This window comes from Paenibacillus lutimineralis (assembly GCF_003991425.1).
In the GTDB taxonomy this organism is placed as follows: Bacteria; Bacillota; Bacilli; order Paenibacillales; family Paenibacillaceae; genus Fontibacillus; species Fontibacillus lutimineralis.
Genome location: NZ_CP034346.1, coordinates 3,866,213 through 3,885,045, shown reverse-complemented (window position 1 = coordinate 3,885,045; position 18,833 = coordinate 3,866,213). Strand labels below are relative to the sequence as shown.

At 47.3% G+C, this 18,833-nt stretch carries 16 protein-coding genes and 1 riboswitch; of the genes, 10 read left to right on the top strand and 6 right to left on the bottom strand.

The window, feature by feature from the left end:
• Positions 1-231 precede the first annotated feature (231 nt).
• Complete coding sequence (gene hrpB / locus EI981_RS17050) at positions 232-2,793, top strand: ATP-dependent helicase HrpB (protein ID WP_127000140.1); 2,562 nt, start codon at positions 232-234, stop codon at positions 2,791-2,793.
• A gap of 938 nt (positions 2,794-3,731) precedes the next feature.
• Here the strand turns inward: hrpB and EI981_RS17045 are convergent.
• The 4 genes from EI981_RS17045 to EI981_RS17035 all read right to left on the bottom strand — a co-directional run bounded on the left by EI981_RS17045 (position 3,732) and on the right by EI981_RS17035 (position 6,970).
• Positions 3,732-4,154, bottom strand: a complete 423-nt coding sequence (locus EI981_RS17045; protein ID WP_127000138.1) for a GNAT family N-acetyltransferase — start codon at positions 4,152-4,154, stop codon at positions 3,732-3,734.
• Positions 4,155-4,218: 64 nt separating this feature from the next.
• Positions 4,219-4,587: a hypothetical protein gene (locus EI981_RS17040; RefSeq protein ID WP_127000136.1), complete on the bottom strand. Its 369-nt coding sequence runs from the start codon at positions 4,585-4,587 to the stop codon at positions 4,219-4,221.
• Between the two features lie 216 nt (positions 4,588-4,803).
• Complete coding sequence (locus tag EI981_RS29720) at positions 4,804-5,442, bottom strand: YhgE/Pip family protein (RefSeq protein WP_227011477.1); 639 nt, start codon at positions 5,440-5,442, stop codon at positions 4,804-4,806.
• A complete protein-coding gene (locus EI981_RS17035; RefSeq protein WP_227011476.1) occupies positions 5,333-6,970 on the bottom strand; it encodes a YhgE/Pip domain-containing protein in 1,638 nt (545 codons plus the stop codon). Before EI981_RS17035 ends, EI981_RS29720 begins: the two co-directional genes overlap by 110 nt.
• A gap of 465 nt (positions 6,971-7,435) precedes the next feature.
• Between EI981_RS17035 and EI981_RS17030 the strand changes: the two genes are divergently transcribed.
• From EI981_RS17030 to EI981_RS17010, 5 genes are all read left to right on the top strand, one after another.
• A complete protein-coding gene (locus EI981_RS17030) occupies positions 7,436-7,936 on the top strand; it encodes a PTS sugar transporter subunit IIA (RefSeq protein WP_127000134.1) in 501 nt (166 codons plus the stop codon).
• A 28-nt stretch (positions 7,937-7,964) separates the two neighbouring features.
• Positions 7,965-9,425, top strand: coding sequence for a PTS transporter subunit EIIC (locus tag EI981_RS17025; protein WP_127000131.1), 1,461 nt, complete (start codon positions 7,965-7,967; stop codon positions 9,423-9,425).
• Between the two features lie 194 nt (positions 9,426-9,619).
• The gene (locus EI981_RS17020) at positions 9,620-10,789 is read left to right on the top strand and encodes an FtsW/RodA/SpoVE family cell cycle protein (protein WP_127004787.1); all 1,170 of its coding nucleotides are present in this window, start codon (positions 9,620-9,622) and stop codon (positions 10,787-10,789) included.
• Between the two features lie 133 nt (positions 10,790-10,922).
• On the top strand, positions 10,923-11,777 hold the full coding sequence (locus EI981_RS17015; protein ID WP_127000129.1) for a sensor histidine kinase: 855 nt from the start codon (positions 10,923-10,925) through the stop codon (positions 11,775-11,777).
• Positions 11,752-12,387, top strand: a complete 636-nt coding sequence (locus EI981_RS17010) for a response regulator (protein WP_127000127.1) — start codon at positions 11,752-11,754, stop codon at positions 12,385-12,387. Before EI981_RS17015 ends, EI981_RS17010 begins: the two co-directional genes overlap by 26 nt.
• A gap of 47 nt (positions 12,388-12,434) precedes the next feature.
• Here the strand turns inward: EI981_RS17010 and EI981_RS17005 are convergent, their stop codons facing one another.
• Complete coding sequence (locus EI981_RS17005) at positions 12,435-13,196, bottom strand: enhanced serine sensitivity protein SseB C-terminal domain-containing protein (RefSeq protein ID WP_127000124.1); 762 nt, start codon at positions 13,194-13,196, stop codon at positions 12,435-12,437.
• A gap of 422 nt (positions 13,197-13,618) precedes the next feature.
• On the opposite strand from EI981_RS17005, the gene EI981_RS17000 reads away from it, so the two are divergent.
• From EI981_RS17000 to EI981_RS16990, 3 genes are all read left to right on the top strand, one after another.
• On the top strand, positions 13,619-13,981 hold the full coding sequence (locus EI981_RS17000; RefSeq protein WP_127000122.1) for a replication termination protein: 363 nt from the start codon (positions 13,619-13,621) through the stop codon (positions 13,979-13,981).
• Between the two features lie 111 nt (positions 13,982-14,092).
• Positions 14,093-14,290: riboswitch (cobalamin riboswitch) on the top strand.
• A gap of 115 nt (positions 14,291-14,405) precedes the next feature.
• Positions 14,406-16,754 (top strand): 5-methyltetrahydropteroyltriglutamate--homocysteine S-methyltransferase, encoded by a 2,349-nt coding sequence (gene metE / locus EI981_RS16995; RefSeq protein WP_193556381.1) that lies wholly within the window; start codon positions 14,406-14,408, stop codon positions 16,752-16,754.
• A 143-nt stretch (positions 16,755-16,897) separates the two neighbouring features.
• Complete coding sequence (locus EI981_RS16990) at positions 16,898-17,524, top strand: FMN-dependent NADH-azoreductase (protein ID WP_127000118.1); 627 nt, start codon at positions 16,898-16,900, stop codon at positions 17,522-17,524.
• A 155-nt stretch (positions 17,525-17,679) separates the two neighbouring features.
• On the opposite strand, the gene EI981_RS16985 is transcribed toward EI981_RS16990, so the two are convergent.
• Entirely contained in the window at positions 17,680-17,820 is a 141-nt protein-coding gene (locus tag EI981_RS16985; RefSeq protein WP_068780851.1) for an aspartyl-phosphate phosphatase Spo0E family protein, read from the bottom strand.
• 260 nt (positions 17,821-18,080) lie between these two features.
• On the opposite strand from EI981_RS16985, the gene EI981_RS16980 reads away from it, so the two are divergent.
• On the top strand, positions 18,081-18,578 hold the full coding sequence (locus EI981_RS16980) for a metal-dependent hydrolase (protein ID WP_127000116.1): 498 nt from the start codon (positions 18,081-18,083) through the stop codon (positions 18,576-18,578).
• Positions 18,579-18,833 lie beyond the last annotated feature (255 nt).

Sequence of the window (18,833 nt, the reverse complement as noted above, 5' to 3'; positions counted from 1 at the left end):
GCATTGGAGAAAAAAAGAGAAAATAGTTGCATATCCGCAACTAAATTTCTCTTTTGAGCAATAAGTTGGCGGAACAAGTGTATAAATACAGTTATTTTAAAAACGGAAGGAGCTTGCGCACTGTAAGTGAATTCTATACGCTATACATGGCAGTAAATAAGGAGCCGGAGATGATGTTCTCTGGCCTCCACAAATTGATCGTATACACAAATAAAAGTACAGGAGCTATTTATGCATAATTCACAACCGATGCCAATCGATAAGGTGTTGCCAACACTAATAGAGAAATTACAAGAGGATGGACGAGCCGTCCTGACAGCGGAGCCAGGGGCGGGGAAGACGACGCGTACGCCGCTGGCGCTGTTGGATGAGCCATGGCTGAATGGCCAAGGTATCATCATGCTGGAGCCCCGGCGTCTTGCTGCGCGAGCCGCGGCCGTCTATATGGCACAGCAATTAGGCGAATCCGTTGGAGAGACGGTCGGCTATCGCATCCGTACAGAGAGCCGAGTGTCCGCCCGAACTAGAATTACTGTTGTGACAGAGGGGATTCTGACAAGGATGCTGCAGAATGACCCGGGTTTGACCGGAATCGGACTCATTATATTTGATGAATTCCACGAGCGGAGTTTGCATGCGGATCTTGGATTGGCGCTGGCGATGCAGAGCCGTTCCATACTGCGTGAGGATTTACGGATTCTAGTCATGTCGGCTACATTGGATGCTGCTGCCGTGGCTTGTCTGCTTGAAGACGCCCCAGTCATTGAATGCAAGGGCAGCATGTATCCCGTGGAGACGATTTACGCGCCAACGCGACCGAATGAACTGCTGGAAGCGGCGGTAGCTCGCACCGTTCTGCAGGCGCTAAATGCCCATTCGGGCAGTTTGCTTGTGTTTCTGCCTGGTGCAAGGGAGATCCGCCGCGTGCAAAGCGCTTTAGAGCAGGAACAGCGGGTGGGCAGCGACGTGCTGATCACCCCGCTCTATGGCGCGCTGCCACAGGAGATGCAGCAGCAGGCGATTGCCGCACCACCTGCGGGCAAGCGCAAGATCGTATTGGCGACGTCTATCGCCGAGTCAAGTCTGACCGTGGCCGGGATCACGGTTGTCATCGACAGCGGTCTGCGGCGTACCGCGCTGTTCTCACCGCGCACCGGCATGAGCCGACTCACGACGATGCGCGCGGCGCGCGACTCGGCCGACCAGCGCCGCGGTCGGGCGGGCCGCCTCGCTCCAGGCGTGTGTTACCGCCTCTGGAGCGAGGCTGAGGATCGGTTGCTGGCCCCAGCCACGCCGCCGGAAATGCTGGAAGCGGACCTGACGCCGCTTGCCCTTGAGCTGGCTGCCTGGGGCGCCAGCCCGGAGGAGCTGGTCTGGCTGGACGAGCCGCCAGCTGCTCCATACCGCCAAGCGACCGAGCTGCTGCGCCAGCTCGGCGCACTGGATGCGGCCGGCGCGATCACGCCGCACGGCCGTCAGATGGCCTCGCTCGGATTGCATCCGCGGCTCGCCCATATGCTGCTGCGCGCGGTCCCGCTCGGGCTCTCCCGCGCGGCCTGCCGTCTGGCCGCGCTGCTCGAAGAGCGCGACCTGTTCCGCGGGCAAGCCGCTGCCAATGACAGCGATCTGCGCACGCGCCTATCGCTTGTCATGGCAGCTGGCGAAGAAGGAAGCCCGCGTCCCGGTGCCGCGAATAGCGCCGATGTGGACGGCTACGCCTTGCAGCGATTGTTGCAGGTCAGCGGCCAATGGGAGCGGCAGCTTCATAAGATAGCCGATGATATCCAGCCCAGTAATGAGATGGCTGGTGGAAATACCGATGATTGGCTGTCATTTTGCGGGTTACTTGTCTCTTATGCCTATCCGGACCGGATCGCACGGCGACGCTCGGATGGAAGATACCTACTGCGTTCGGGCCGGGGAGCGGTATTCCGGAATAGGCAGCTGCTCGGCGACGAGCCGTTTGTTGCCATTGCAGAAGTTGATGACGAAGGCGCGGAGGGCCGTATTTTGCTAGCCGCTCCGATGCCGGAGGAGCATGTATATGAGTATTATCGGGATCAGATGGAGGAGAGCGCTCATGCGGATTGGGATGAACATACTGGGGTAGTGCGGGTGCGCCGTCGTCTGACGTTAGGAGCCATTTTGCTACAGGATAAGCCGGATCCAAATCCAACCGCAGAGCGAATTACAGAAGCGCTGCTTAGCGCAGTGGCGGAGCAAATCGACACGTTGCTGCCTTGGAATGCCAAGTCAAAACAGCTGCAGGCTCGAGTGGAGTTCCTGCGCCGTCTTGAGCCTTCCTGGCCTGATCTAACGGATGAAGCATTGGCTCGTCACGTACATGAATGGCTAGCGCCTTATGTGACCGGTATGCGCAAGCGTTCGGAGCTCCAGAGCCTGTCGCTTTATACGATTCTGGAAAATAGGATCGGTTGGGCTCGAATGCAGGAACTTCAGGCTGAAGCGCCGACACATTTGATCGTTCCAAGCGGATCCAAGATACCGGTTCAATATGAGGGTCCGCAGGCGCCATATGTCTCAGTCCGTCTGCAGGAGGTATTCGGCATGATGGAGACGCCGCGAATCGGCTACGGACGTATCCCGATTACACTGCATCTGCTGTCGCCTGCCAGCCGTCCTGTCCAGGTGACCTCGGATTTGCGCAGCTTCTGGAGCGGTACTTACTTTGAGATCAAGAAGGATCTGAAGGGGCGCTATCCGAAACATTATTGGCCGGATGATCCGTTGGAGGCTACAGCCACCCGCAAGGTCCGCCCCAACAAACCTTGAGAGGAAGCTTAAAAAGTCCGCTTTTGATCACGAAGTAATATCAAGAGGCGATCTCGACATCGAATCTTGAATTCACCTGGGCCTTCCGGTGCTCACGTACCCAAAACGTACGCTCTGCTCCTCAGTCCCTAGCTTCATCCAATCTTCTCGGTGCTGAAAACCGTTCTTTTAAAGCCATGATTTGAAGAGGAAGCTTAAAAAGTCCGCTTTTGATCATGAAGTTTTTTCATATGCAATGGATTCGGCATCGAATCTTGAATTCAGCCGGGCCTTCTGGTGCTCACGTACAAACTACGTACGCTGCGCTCCTCAGTCCCTAGCTTTATCCAACCTTTTCGGTGCTGAAAACCGTTCTTTTATAGCCTTCATTTGAAGTGGGGATCGCTAACGAAACACTATATCGCTATTTGCGTCAAAACAGGCTCCTGAAAAATGTAACGAAACAGGGTATCGCTATTTTGCCAAAAAAGCCGTTCAAGGCCTGAATTTATTGCAAATAACGATACGTAGTTTCGTTAGAATAATTACCGACGTATTTTCGAAGGAATAACGATATGCAGTTTCGTTAGGACGATTCAATGTACCGAGTACCCCTTCTTAATAAGAAACAGCCTGTTGAGCTTCATTCAACAGGCTGTTTTTCTTCATAGGTATATTTGCGACGATGACAGTCATAAATCGGCGTCTGAGTTCATTCAATTGCTAGTGAAATCTGCAGCTCGCGGGCCTGATTGGTGAAAGGTATAAACGTATTAAGAAGCTTCGATACGAGATTAGATTGCGGATTATGTGAACTGATATTTTATAAAATGGGGAATTTCGAGAGGCCATTCCTTCTGTTCGAAGATGGTCGTCCCACTCATTTATATGCCTAAAAAGGGCAGTCCCCAAGTTACGAGCGGTGGCCTGGGGCGCCCTTTTTTTGTTTGTAACCCTGGTTATTCAAGTATTTTCTTCAGAAAATACTGTTGTGCTCCGTCATAAGGGGAATCATCAAGGATACCAAAGACGGTGAACCCTTTTTTCTTGTAAAATTCCGGTGCCTGGAAGCTAAAGGTCTCTAGCTGGATGTAACGGCAATGATGCTGTCTGGCAATTTCCTCGGCCTTTTCGAGCAGTTCAGACCCTTTGTTCTTGCCGCGGAGCGACTCGTCGACCCACAGAAAATCGACATGCATCTGCTTCCAATAGATCGATGCGGTAATCCCTGCCACCAGTTCATCCTGATCGTTAACAAGTGTAATTTCAACCGTTCCTACGTCGTCTTTAAGCTCTCCAGTTGCTTGCGATAGGTTAAATTCTATGATCTTCTTACGTATGGCACTATCAGCCTTATCAATCCATGATTCGGTAAACTTCATTGCTGCCTCCTATAATAAGATAATCATGATGCATCAGAAAAAACGTAAATTCTATTTAAGATCATTATTGCATACAGCTTGTATTTTTTAAACAACATGCCGTACCGATCAAGCACGAAAAGATATGATGCCATATGAAAAGAACCGAAATGGAAATGCTTATATTTTGAGGATGGTCACTATCCACGGAATAGTAAAAACATTCAGATCCACCGCCGGGTGATAAAGCTCTTGCACCCCGATAGATTTGCCGATATTTTGGCAGCCGAATAAACAAGACCACCCCGTGGCTCGCAGCTGAGGGGTGGTTCCTTTTCAATTTATTATCTGCACAGACTGAACTAGTCTCTGTAAATATATCCGGATAAATCTCCATCACTTCTTTTTCCATTTCGCAAAACTTAGCACACAAATTTCTCACTGGTGTTTCCATCTAATGCCTCTTTTAAGAGATCGGTGTATTCCATAGCAAGATCCTTATTGCTGTTTATTTCTTTAACAAATTTGCTACAAGTGGATGCTGTGACTGTGATGCGATACAAGAAGATGGTGTCTGGTTCGAATCCAGACATCAGATTTCCGGGTAAATTCCAATCAAACGACAGAAATTTAGAAGCTTAGTTCTTGTTGGGTGAGCTCCTTCTAGGCTTCAATGGATCAGATGCCCGGATTTGGCTTTTTTGACCCATTTTGTGGAGACGCGGTTCACGAAACTTTTGAGACCCAGCCCAAGGATTAACGATAAGCCGGCATAGATAAGCAGAATGCTGATGTCCCTTGTGATCAAGCCGGCAACGCTTCCTCCGACGGCCTCCCGCATCAGTCCGATTCCGTAGGTGAAGGGCAGATAAGGATAGATCGCCTGAAAGAAGGGCGGTGTAACCTGAATGGGGAATGTACCGCCCGAACCGGCTAGTTGCAGAACGAGCAGAACGATCGCCATCGCTTTGCCAACATTGCCGAATACGGATACCAACGTATAGATCATGAGCATGAACACCGCGCTGATCAAGAGCCCGAACAGAATGAATCGGAGTGGCTCCGCGGCATAGGTTCCTAGAATCCACAGATCTCCTGCCGTTACGAAGAGCGATTGCAGCAATGCCAGCGTCAAGAAGGTGAAGAAGCGGCCAAAATACTCGTGATAGCTGCGTAGTGGAACGCCGTGAATGGTCTTGTCATGCACTTCGACGGTAAGCATGGAGACGAGCAGCAGGCCGCCGACCCATAATGATAGGGTGGTGAAGAAGGGGGACATCGCCGATCCATAATTCGGAATCGGGAACATCCGGGTCTCCTTCAAGATGACCGGCTCGGCAAAAAAAATCGCCCTCCTTGGCATAGTTCAGACTCAGCAGCTTGATCAGATCCTCTAGCGAGCCTTTTTTCTCCAGAGCCGTGATGCGGTTGGTCACTTCCTTGAGCTTACGCTCTGCCTCTGGAAGGCGTCCGCGTATGGTCTTGGCCTCTGTTGTTGCCACGACCAGACCTTTCTTAGCATCTTTAATAATGTCGCTGACGACAGGTAAGTCAGATAAAGCCTCCGACAAGATGCTCTTCGTATGATTGGCGTCTTTCTGTGCTTGTTCGAGAGCGGCTGTCATTGCAGGAAGTATTGTGCTGTCGAAGCTGCCGATTAGTCCATCCAGACGTCCGGAAGCATCCTTGGCCAGACTATTGAATTTTTCAAGTAAGGAACGTACGACGTCTTTTCCTTGGTCGGCAGATGCGGAAATGTCCCTTGCGATTTGCGCCATCTGTCTGAAATCTGCTGCTATTCGGTCCAGTTCAGCTATTTTTGCATTTAATCTGGAGCTAGGAGCAATGGACTGTAATCGGCTTAGCAGCTTGCCAAGTGAATCAGCTCCCTTAGCAGCAACAGTAAGCCCAGTCTCCAAATGCTCCGGCAGCTGCAATGGTCCCAGATCTTCAGCCACATCGAGGCCAGATAACAGATTGTTGATCGTCTGACCAGCCAGATCGGCCAACTGCTTAAGCTGTACTAATGTCTCTTTGGCTACTGGGCCAGCAGCTTGTACAGCGTCCTTGCTACGGGCAAGGAAATCAGAGGTTTGGCTGGCAAAGCCTTCGCCTTTTTGGGCTAGTTCGGCGACAAAGGGCAGTTCTTTTTGTACTTTAGTGACGATGGTCTGTCCTTTTTGTAAATCCTCTACAGCGATATTTGCCGCCTCGTTAATCTCCGGGAAGAGCTGTACCATTTGAAAGGCGAGATGCCTGGCGTTGTTAATGAGAGGAAGCTCCTGTCTTAATTCCACCCCGATTTCATTGAAAATACGAAAAATGGTCCCGTTGGCTGTCTTCACAAAATTCTGGCTGACTTCGCTAACGATCGAGCTAGCTCCTTTGGCTGTGATTTTTGGCGCGACGGCATTAATCTTCTCATTGACATAGTATTGGATTTCCGCTTTCTCGGGGTTCGGGGTAAGAACCGTTGCAATTCGAGCTGAGAAATTAGCCGGAATGATAATGACGGCATAGTACTTGCCATATTTTAGGCCCCGGATTGCCTTGTCTCTATCGGTGAATACCCAACCAATATTATGGTTCTCATGCAGTGAGTTGACGATCTCTTGCCCTAGAGCAATGGATTGTCCACGCATCGAAGTTCCAGTATCTTCATTTGCAACCGCGATCTTGATCCCCGAGGTTTGACCATACGGATCCCAGGAAGCACCGATATTGAACCAGGCATATAGAGAAGGGAGGAAGATTAATCCTGATATAATGATGGCGGCAGCCCAATTGGTAATAATGCCACGTAAGTCCGAGCCATAAATGAATAGTATCTTTTTCACAGCGATCTCCATTTTCGTTTTTTGCTTATTATTCCGAGATGGCGGTAGAATCATCCATAGCTTGGTACTATTGCAGAGAAATAGAGACGCTTTCAATTTTCCTATTGACGTTGCCAGAAGCTTGATTTATGATAGTCACATAACAACATATCGGTTACATTTGGCGTGTTACCATTCAATTTGTGGGCATGAGCCAAGAAAAGCAGTCCTATTTATTTAGGATTCTTTTCTTGGCTCTTTTTTGTGCAAATCTTTAGGCAGACGAATCTAAGTCTAGACTATGTCTAAGGAATGGACGACACCCGTTATGTAAACGGTATCAAGATGATGATGACGTGGGGAGGGAGCCCGGCAAGAATAGTTCTTATGCGAAAGTAAGATTATAGAAGATATGATCGTATTAGGACACTTAGGTCGGTATAACCATTGTTCATCTAACATACAGGATTAGGAGGAGTTTAACTCATGTTTTCTAAATGGAGAAAGAAATCAACTGAGAGCAAGCAATTCGAAATTTTAGCACCGGTAACAGGCAAGGCCGTTCCATTAACGGAGGTTCCAGATGAGGCGTTTGCAGCAGGGCATATGGGCAAGGGGATCGCGATTGAGCCAACAGAGGGTAAATTGATCTCACCTTTCGAAGGCACCGTCGTACATGTGATCAAATCGAACCATGCCGTCATGCTGGAGCATGCTTCAGGGCTGCAATTTCTGTTCCACATCGGTATTAACACCGTTTCATTGAAGGGTGAGGGTTTCACTTCACATGTCAACATTGGAGACAAAGTGAAGGCTGGTCAAGTGCTGATCGAATTCGATACCGCTAAGATTGCTAGCGCGGGTTATCCAACGATCACGCCAATTATTGTTACAAACGCTGATGAAGTGACCGAGAGCTTGGAAGGACTCAGCGGACAAGTGACAGCAGGCCAAGACGTTATTTTAAAGGCGGTTATGAAGTCTTAATATCACTATTTGAAAGGATGATTGTTCAATGCTAGCAAAACTCCAAAAGCTTGGCAAATCGCTCATGCTTCCGGTTGCAACACTACCTGCAGCAGGGATTTTGCAAGGTTTGGCTCTGATTGATTATGAGAAGGATTTACGTCTCGGTTCGGCAGTTGGAGGATTCATCAATCAATATATTGCTACTTTCTTAAATGCAGGTGCATCGGCCATTTTTGGCAATTTGGCTCTGATCTTTGCAATCGGTGTCGCGATCGGGTTTGCCGGAGATGCGGTAGCAGCATTGTCGGCACTTATTTCTTACATGGTGTTAACCAAAGTACTGGCAGAAATCCCTGGTGTGTTTTCCTTTATCGCGGATGATGTCAAATTGGATATGGGGGTTCTGGGCGGTATCTTTACAGGTCTATGGGCTGCCTATTTATACAATAAATACCATAATATTAAGTTGCCAGATTGGCTTGGTTTCTTTGCAGGGAAACGGTTCGTTCCAATTGTCACGGCAGCAAGTACGATGGTTTTCGCAGTGTTTGCTGGCATGATCTGGAGCCCAATTCAAGATGCAATCAGTGTTTTTGGTAACTGGGTCGTAGGACTTGGAGGCATCGGATCATTGGTATTTGGTATTGCAAACCGGCTGTTGATCCCGCTTGGTTTGCATCACGTTCTGAATTCAATCGCCTGGTTCCAAATCGGTGATTTCACGAATGCAGCTGGTGAGGTTGTACACGGTGACTTGTGGCGTTTCTTCGCTGGAGATAAATCAGCAGGGATGTTCATGACCGGCTTCTTCCCAATCATGATGTTTGCTATGCCGGGTGCGGCGCTGGCGTTTATTCATACAGCTAAGCCATCCAAACGTAAAATGGTAGCTTCTCTCGTTATCGGTTCCGCTGTTGCTTCTTTCTTGACAGGTATTACTGAACCGCTTGAATTTGCGTTTATGTTCGTTGCACCAGTCCTGTATGTTGTGCACGCGATTTTGACTGGGCTTTCAGGACTGATTATGTACCTGCTAGATGTTAAGCTAGGATTCGCCTTCTCGGCTGGTTTGATCGACTATCTCGTCAACATGAAGCTGTCGACGAACGCATGGATATTGCTGCCGGTAGGTGTTGGATTCTTCCTGTTGTACTACTTCCTGTTCCGCATTATCATCGTCAAGTTCAACTTGAAGACGCTTGGACGTGAAGATGATAGCGAAGAAGACGCAGAGGCCGATGCCTCCAGTGGGGATCGGGTTGTATCCTCCTCCGACAGTCGCGCTGCCCAGATCTTGGAGCAGATCGGTGGACCAAGCAATATTCAGTCTGTAGATGCATGTATCACTCGTCTTCGCCTAGTCGTTAGGGATGATAAGAAGGTGAATGATTCAGCACTTAAGAAGCTAGGCGCTTCCGGTGTAATGAGACTCGGTCAAGGCGCAGTTCAGGTTGTATTCGGTCCGAAATCCGAAGCGATCAAGGACGAAATCAATAAGATGTTGTAATTCGCATTTGGGTAAAACTTCGTTTACTTACAGGGCAGATCTTTCGGGATCTGTCCTGTTTTTTTGCTGATATACAATTCCAGATCATTCCTTCGGTGGTTGAATTATGATAATATAAATTCAAGAATTTACTGTATTTCAGCTTGGTGGAAGCAGCTTGTCCAAATCCAAAGTGAAGATGTGAAGCCATGTTTATACTAGACAGGTTAAAAAGATTTGACTTCGTCATTCTGTTTATTCTGATGCTATTTATGGGTATTAGCATCGCCGTTCTGTATAGTGCAACCATGAACACGGCGTATCAGGGATACCATATGCAAATGCTGAAATATTATATTTTTGGTTTTTTTGTTCTAGCTGTTATCTCCTTGGTCAATTACCGGATTCTGCTCAAATTGGCTCCTTATATTTACTTGCTTGGACTCGGCCTGCTGGTACTCGTAAATTTTATCGGGAACACCTATCATAACGCCACAGGATGGATGACGATCCCGGTGGTTAGGATGAGCTTCCAACCTGCTGAATTTTTCAAGCTGCCTCTAGTGCTATTCCTAAGTTATATACTATTTCGCAAGCAAAAGCCTAAGCTGGGATTCTGGCGGGACGTCCTACCGATGTGTCTCATTACATTCATTCCATTCGCCGCAGTTATGGTGCAGAATGATCTGGGGAACGCGCTAAGCTATCTTGTCATACTTGGCGGTATGCTATGGATTGGGAATATTAAATACACCCATGCCTTTCTAGCAGCAGTCTTATTGGTAGGAGCAGTCATCGGGGGGATTGGGGCATATAAGAAACATCATGATGAGATTCAGCAATTTCTCGTCGATATCGGCCGCCAACACTGGATCAATCGGATTGATCCTTGGCTGATGCCAGAGGTGGCTACGGATGATGCGGCTTATCATACGAGAAATGCCAAGATGGCGATCGCTGCCGGCGGTATGAGCGGCGAGGGCTATATGCAGGGGGAGAATGTGCAGTCCGATCGGGTTCCTTTTACATATTCGGACTCAATTTTCGTCGTGATTGCTGAAGAATTCGGCTTTGTCGGTAGTTCAGTTGTGCTGCTGTTGTATTTTGTGCTCATCCATCGCTTGATATTGATATCATTGGAATGCAAGGAACGAGCCGGTCCTTACCTAATCGTAGGCATTGTGTCCATGCTCCTCTATCAAATCTTTGAGAATGTCGGGATGTTCATTGGACTGATGCCACTTACCGGAATCACGCTGCCATTTATCAGTTATGGCGGAACTTCGCTTGTGATTAATATGATTTGCATGGGTCTAGCGATCAGCATTCGCCTTTATGAAGAAGAGAAGAAGAAGGAACATCATCATTCTGCGTTGAGTTTATAATCATTAGCTCAAATGCCGCCCGAGCATGGGGCGGTTTTATTTTGCTTGGATTTATGCCCATCCTTGCATAATAGCTTATAATACTGTTGGCAGGTGGACCAACCTTATATTAAGTAGATATTGGAGGTGCAGCATGTCGTATCGACAGTTAAAATGGATGATCTTAATTGTCCCGACGCTACTGATCGGGATTTGGGAATATGTCAGACATCAATTTCTGATGCCGTATTTATCGATGGATACAGGCAATTACTTAACACCCGTGCTGCTGTTCATGATTAGTGTGACCTTGCAGTATAAATGGTTCCGCAAGCTGGAGAGTATGCAGGAGGAACTCCAGAAGGAGCGGTCTCTTAAGGCGAGCTGGGAAGAGCGGGAGCAGTTAGCCAGAGAACTGCATGATGGCATCGCGCAATCATTGTTCCTGTTGTCTGTCAAAGTGGATCGAGCGGAGAAAAGACAGAATTCTAGCGGGGAAGTGGCGGATTTAAATGAGCTCAGAACGACCATTCAGGACGTTAATCGTTATGTCAGGCAGGCGATATCCGATCTGAAGCTGCCGCCAGATATTGATGCGGAAGGGAACCATCTCTCATTCCCGGAACGAATTCAGCAGATTGCCGATGAGTATCAACTGGGTCTGCATCTGGCTTGGACACTATCAGAGGAACGGTGGTCAGCCAAGGAGAAGCTGGAGCTGCTTGCTTGCATCCGGGAAGCGATCGTGAACGCTAGCAAGCATGCCGCTGTTCAGGACATCTTTGTGCAGGGAAGAGAGCAAGAAGGAGCTTTTCAAGTGAGCATTATCGACCGGGGGAATGGATTTAAAGTAGGGGAACTATCGCCGGAGCGGTACGGACTGCGGATCATTAAGCAGCGAGCCGAACAGATGCATTGGAGCTTAACCGTAGAATCGATGTCTGGAGAGACCTGTATTATGATCCAAGGAGGACAAGAAAATTATGAGAACCCGCGTATTGGTCGTTGATGACCATCCCCACGCTCGCGAAGCGATTAGTGACATCCTTTCGGAGGATGAGAGCTTTGAAATCATCGGATTTGCTGAGAGTGGGGAGGAGGCTGTATTACAGACGGAAATGTGGATGCCAGATCTAATTCTACTGGACATCCATCTCCCAGGTCAGGACGGCCTTGCGACGACGAGAGAGATCAAGCTGAAATTTCCTTATGTGAAAATTGTGCTCGTTACCGTCTCCGATAATGTAGCTTATCTATTTGAGGCTTTGAAACAGGGAGCGCAGGGCTATTTGCTGAAAAATCTTGAGCCGGGTATTTGGCTTGAATATCTTCGCGCAGTGGCCAGTGAGGAAGCACCGATGACAAGTGAGCTGGCTTTACGTATTTTACAGGAGTTTTCATTACAGAAACCGAATCAGACCGGCCACCATCCACTTACGAATCGTGAACGTGAAATACTCGATTTGGTCGCCCGAGGGATGACTAATCGGGAGATTGCTAAGGATCTCGACATTTCCGATCAGACCGTTAAGAACCATCTGAAGAATATCATGCACAAGCTGCATTTAGAGAATCGGGTACAATTGACGCGCTATGCCATGGAGCAAGGGTGGATTTAGTGCGGGTCTGTAGATTCGCCGAGTTGGATATAACACGTATAGGAACGCTAGAATAGCCCAAGAACTCTTTTTTTGTAAAAAGGCTTCACATTGGACTTAAAGTAATCTTCCAATCCTGATGACCCATCCAACTGAATAAATGTAACGGGTGGGTCAGGAACGTATACGGAATTTGCCACCATTCCTGCTTTGGCAACAATCTCATTCATGTTGTCACACACTTCAAGAGCGATGAGTGTGTGTGGTCTCTCATCCATTTGTGGGTTGAAGAAATGTGCATGATAGGCGAGCTTAACTTCTTTCATATCCGCAAATAGTTCGCTTAGTACATCAAGGAGCTCTTTTGGCATAATGGCCGGTTGTCCGATCATAACCTCTGTCTCTTTCTGTACTTCATATTGCTGGGAAGGGCTGAAAATGGATCCATTTAGAATGGACTCTATTTCCTCTGCCGTAAATTCTTTTCCATAGCTTGAAGTTGGATTTAGAAATACGTCAGCGCCACGAGTTAATTGAAAGAAATCCACGGCATTCATCGAACAATAATTAACTTCCTGATCAATGGCCTCTTGTAAACGGCGTAATGATGTAAAGATCGGTATATATAATTTCTGGTTGATTTCAATATTTAATAATTGAATCGAGGAACCTTCTTTTAATACTCCTTCATTCGTATCAATTTCACTTCCGTATTGAATCGTGTAAATGTTGGAACCCACCAGTTCCTTGTAAAAATCATATCGGGCAGAGGGGGCGGTTGCTGCCGTCATTAAAATTTCCTCGAGTTTATTCTCCGGTTCAAACGTCATTACTCTTATCACTCCAATCGCGATAGGAACTATAGATGAGCTTCCTATTTTTAATATCTCGTACCACTATATCGTAATTTTCTTTCCACTCATCATAAGTATCAAATTCTAATCATACTGATTTTACTCCTTTTCCAACGGAAGTATAAGCTTCCAAACTCCTAGTTTCTTATTTCACAACCGGTCATCTCGCACTAAATGCTGGAAATAAGGAATGACAACAAACTCTTGTGTTATAATTTCATTATATGAAAAATTCATAATAGTAAGATCAAATTCATGCTGCTTAATTACTTTTACCTTAATTGCTACTCTCAGGACGATCTAGCTACCTTTCCACTACTTAAAAAGGGCTACTAAATCAACTATTGTGAAAAATTCATATATTAAGTATACTGGAAACAAAAGGGGGGTGACAGCCCATGGCTTTTATGATTGCCCAGCGGGCTTACATTAAGTTATACCTGATTACGAAGGTGGAGCAGCGGCGTGGATATGGTTATCAGATGCTGGAGGAAATGAAGGAGGAATTCAAGCTGTTCGGGTATGTGCCTCCGCTGAGCGAGATTTACCGGGCTTTACATGAGTTGGTGCAGGAAGGAGTTCTATATCGGACTAAGCAGTTGAAGGGAAATGATCCAAGCGTCGACTTTCAGGAGATTGTACTGTACCATTTTACGGAAGATGGACGGGACAAGGCTAAGCTCTACAAGAAGCAGGTGAAGACCGATCTCGATCGCTGTATTGGTATGCTGCAAAAGGCGGTTCAGGACAATTATAACTAGTTATAGTAAATTCCGATAAGACTACTGGTTGTATCGTATCCCGATGCAATGTATGATGATATCTAAGAATAAAACAAGTTCAAACAGGCCAATTTTGAACTACCTCTCAACTTAATATTTGTGGGGATAGGTGCTCCAGTCTAATGGATTGGGAGCTTAAAAGGGAAGTCCGGTTCAATACCGGCGCGGTCCCGCCACTGTAACAGAGGAGTCCGTTGCGATTCTTGCCACTGATACAAGTCTATCGGGAAGGCAGCATGAAGACGTTGAATCTGGAGCCAGGAGACCTGCCTATTCTGACAACACTGCATTACCTACGGGAGATAGGGAGGTGTTAAAGATTACTGCCATTGTATATCCATACAGAGGTTCTCTTTAGCACTGCTTAAAGGGAGCCTCTTTTTATTTAAACTGGACTGGATTTATGAACGTGTGTCTCATCAAACATTATTCATGGAGGTTGATTGAATTGAGCAAAATCGTAAGCGGTAATCTAGGGTATCCAAGAATTGGACGGAATCGGGAGTGGAAAAAAGCGATTGAGGCTTATTGGGCAGGACAAATCGCTGAGCCAGAACTGCGGGAACGACTGACGGCGATCCGCCTGGACAATTTGCGTACGCAGCAAAGCAAAGGAATCGATGTCATTCCAGTCGGTGATTTTACCTATTATGATCATGTGCTGGATACGGCGGTGATGTTCGGATTAGTCCCGGCACGATTCGAGTATGACGGCGTGGCAGTACCGTTAGACACCTATTATGCTATCGCCAGAGGAAATAAACAGGCTGCGGCTAGCGAGATGACCAAGTGGTTCAATACGAATTACCACTATATCGTACCTGAGCTTGGAGACAGAGAGCCGAAGCTGACTGTAAATTATCCGCTAGAGGCGTACCGAGAAGCGAAGCAAGCTCTGCAAATTGAAGGCAAACCCGTATTACTTGGTTTGTATACGTTCCTGAAACTGTCCAAAGGATATGCAGAGGGAGAGTTCAGCGTTTGGATCGACAAGCTGCTGCCGCTCTATATTCAGGTGCTGCGTGAGCTTGCGGCAGAAGGTGCAGCCTGGGTACAAATCGATGAGCCAGCTCTCGTAACAGAGCTAACCGCAGAGGATATCCAGCAACTTAATTCGATCTATAAGAAAATTGTTCAGGAAGTACCGGGAATCTCCATCATGCTGCAAACCTACTTCGCCGCAGTGTCCGGTTATCAGCAGGTGATTGCTCTGCCGGTGCAGGGAATTGGCTTGGATTTTATACACGGTCTAGAGGGCAATCTTGCGGCACTGCGAGAATTTGGCTATCCGGCAGGCAAGGTGCTCGGAGCAGGAGTCATCGATGGACGCAACATTTGGCGCAGCGACCTGAAGGCGGCCAAGCAGCTGTTGGATGAGATCGTAGAGCTAGCTCCGGAGGCGGAAAAGGTTATTGTGCAGCCATCGGGCAGCTTACTGCATGTACCGGTCAGCCTGCAAGGAGAGACGGAGCTAGAACCGCTTCTGAAGGAGGCACTGGCCTTTGCGGAAGAGAAACTGGATGAAGTCGCTAGTCTAAAGGAATCGTTCAGCAGCTCGTCCATTCCTGCCTTATTTGTGGAGAATGAGCAATCCATTCAGGCATTGTCTGCTGCTCCGGTCCGTAATCGTCATAATGTACGCAATAGGGTTGAGCAGGCATTGCAGCAGCCTGCGGAGCGGAAGAATGAATTCGCAGCACGCAGAGTGCAGCAGGAACAGAAATGGCAGCTGCCATTGCTTCCAACCACGACCATCGGCAGCTTCCCGCAGACGAAGGAAGTGCGTTCGGCACGGCAGAAATGGCGCAAAGGCGAATGGAGCACGGAGCAATACGATCAATACATTCAATCTGAAATTGATAAATGGATCCGAATCCAGGAAGAAATCGGTTTGGATGTACTCGTACATGGAGAGTTCGAACGGACGGACATGGTTGAATTTTTCGGCGAGAAGCTGCCTGGTTTTGCTTTTACACGTGGTGGATGGGTTCAGTCCTATGGGACGCGCTGCGTGAAGCCGCCAATTATTTACGGGGATGTGGAATTCGGCCAGCCTATGACTGTAAAAGAGACACAATATGCTCAATCGCTGACACAGAAGCCAGTTAAAGGTATGTTGACCGGACCGATCACTATATTGAACTGGTCGTTTGTACGGACGGATATCCCTCGGAAGCATGTTGCGTATCAGATTGCTCTTGCCTTGCGTGAAGAAGTAGAGGCTCTGGAGAGAGCAGGGATCGAGATGATTCAGGTGGATGAGCCTGCACTTCGAGAAGGATTGCCTCTGAAACGGGAGGAGTGGCAGGAATATCTGGACTGGTCGGTAAATGCTTTCCGGATTTCTACAAGTTCAGTGCAAGATACAACGCAAATTCATACGCATATGTGCTATTGCGAATTCCAGGACATCATTGATTCGATCCAGGCCCTGGATGCCGATGTGATCTCGATCGAGACATCGCGCAGCCATGGAGAACTGATCAGCAGCTTCGAAGAACATACTTACCCGCTCGGCATTGGGCTTGGCGTCTATGATATTCATAGTCCAAGAGTTCCTTCCGAGGAAGAAATGTTGTCTCTGATCGAACGAGCGCTGGAGGTACTAGATCCGCAGTTATTCTGGATTAACCCCGATTGCGGACTGAAGACAAGAGGACAGGAGGAAACTGTCGCAGCTTTGTCACATATGGTGTCAGCAGCAGAAACCTATAGGGAGAAAGTGATTTCAAGTTCTTTGAAAACAAGATAATGAAAATGTGATAAAAGCTACAGAAATTTTCTAAAAACTGCAATTGACAAATCACCTTGGGTAATTTACTATGTTAACGATACTTCAAGAGAAAAAGTTAGTAGATAGGAAAATAGTAAATTACACCAGGAGGAACCATAAAAATGGCTAAAGTATTATTCGTCAAAGCTAACAACCGTTCGGTTGAGCAATCCGCAACAGTGAAATTGTATGAAAGTTTCTTGCAATCCTACAAGGAAAATCATCCTGGGGATGAAGTTACTGAAGTGAACGTATTTGATGCGAACCTTCCGTACTATGACAACGATATGATTAACGGTGGGTACAAACTGGCTAACGGATTCGAAGCAACTCCAGAGGAAGTGAAGGCCGTTGAACTTGAGAACTCATACCTTGATCAATTCCTGAGCGCAGACAAAGTGGTATTTGCGTTCCCATTGTGGAACTTCACCATTCCTGCTCAGCTTCTGACTTACCTGTTCTATTTGAACCAAGCGGGTAAGACTTTCAAATATACTCCAGAAGGCCCTGTAGGCCTTGTTGGCGACAAGAAAGTAGCATTGTTGCACGCTCGTGGTGGGGTATATTCCGAAGGACCAATGGCTTCTTGGGAAATGTCCTTGAATTATGTAACTAATATCCTGGCATTCTGGGGCATCAAGAACACCGAGAATGTAATCGTGGAAGGCCACAATCAATTCCCGGATCGCGCGGAAGAGATTATTCAAGACGGCATCAAACGTGCAGCTCACCTTGCAGCTCGCTTCTAATTTTAGTTAGCACCTGACTGCTACGATATCATCGAAAATAAAATTGGCTACCCCGACTAATCTACGATTAGCGGGATAGCTTTTTTTATGAGTTTAATAGGAAGCATAGCGGTGATGTGATAAAGGAGCCGCTTTAGGCGGCTCCTCTAAATCCATTACTTGTTGTTCTTATGATATTCGTTGAGTAATTGGTCAAGTTTCTGGCTCAGAATTACGATTTTTCGGTCGGTCAGCTTGCGTGTGGAGAGTTTATTTAATTCCAACCGAAGTTCTTCAATCCTCCGGATTAACTCCAACGTCGAACAACCCCTGAAATTAGAATATCTATGTTATACGTCCGCTGTGCACTGGCGACCGTCGTGCGGAATCCCTACTTTCGCCTGCTCCGCCCCAGACGTAAAGTGGTAAGTAATGATTTCTCTATCCGAATGGGCAGCTCCTCCTTAATAGATAAAAAATGTAAATAAAAGTCGTATCAAGACAAAATATGAAACTATTTCGTTCATTTTTTTGCTATAATAGCGAAGACAGCTTAGAGATACGGAGGAATTATGGAATGCTTCAGAAGACACACACCTTAGCAGGGCTGGTCGCGGCCGAATGCGTCATCATCTACTACAATCAGCCGCTTCTATCCTGGGAATCGGGAGCAGCGCTGCTGATCGGATGTCTGGTAGGGCCGCTAGCGGACATTGATAAGAGAGGATCAACGATGGCCAAGATTCTGCTGCCGCTATCATGGCTGCTGCAAATCTTGCGCGTTAAGCATCGTACGATGACACACTCCTTGTTGTTCCTAGTGTTGTTAGGTTATTTGTTAACTCCACTGCCTGACTTCTATTATTGGACGATTATCGCCGCTTATGCCTCACATCCGCTCATCGATCTTTTGAATGATCAAGGGGTTGCTCTACTCTGGCCTTTGAACCGGAAATTCCGCTTCTTGCCGAAGCCGGTCGCGATCGATACGGGATCTTTGCAGGAGATTGTTTTCAGAACGACATTAGCTGTATTGGCTATTATTTTACCGTTCGCACTATGGGACTCATTTTGAGTCTTTTTTTTATTTGTGCTTCATTATAAAATGGAGTTTACTTTAAGTTCATGTTTAAAAAGTCAGACTTTCAGCACCGAGAAGGTTGGATGAAGCTAGGGCATGAGGAGCGGAGCGTACGTAGTGGGTACGCGAGTACCGGAAGGCCCGGCTGAATTCAAGATTCGATGTCGAATAGCTCTCAGTGTTACTTCGTGATCAAAGGGGACTTTTTAAATAACCTCTTTAAGTTCGGGAGAGCTTATCTCTACCCGT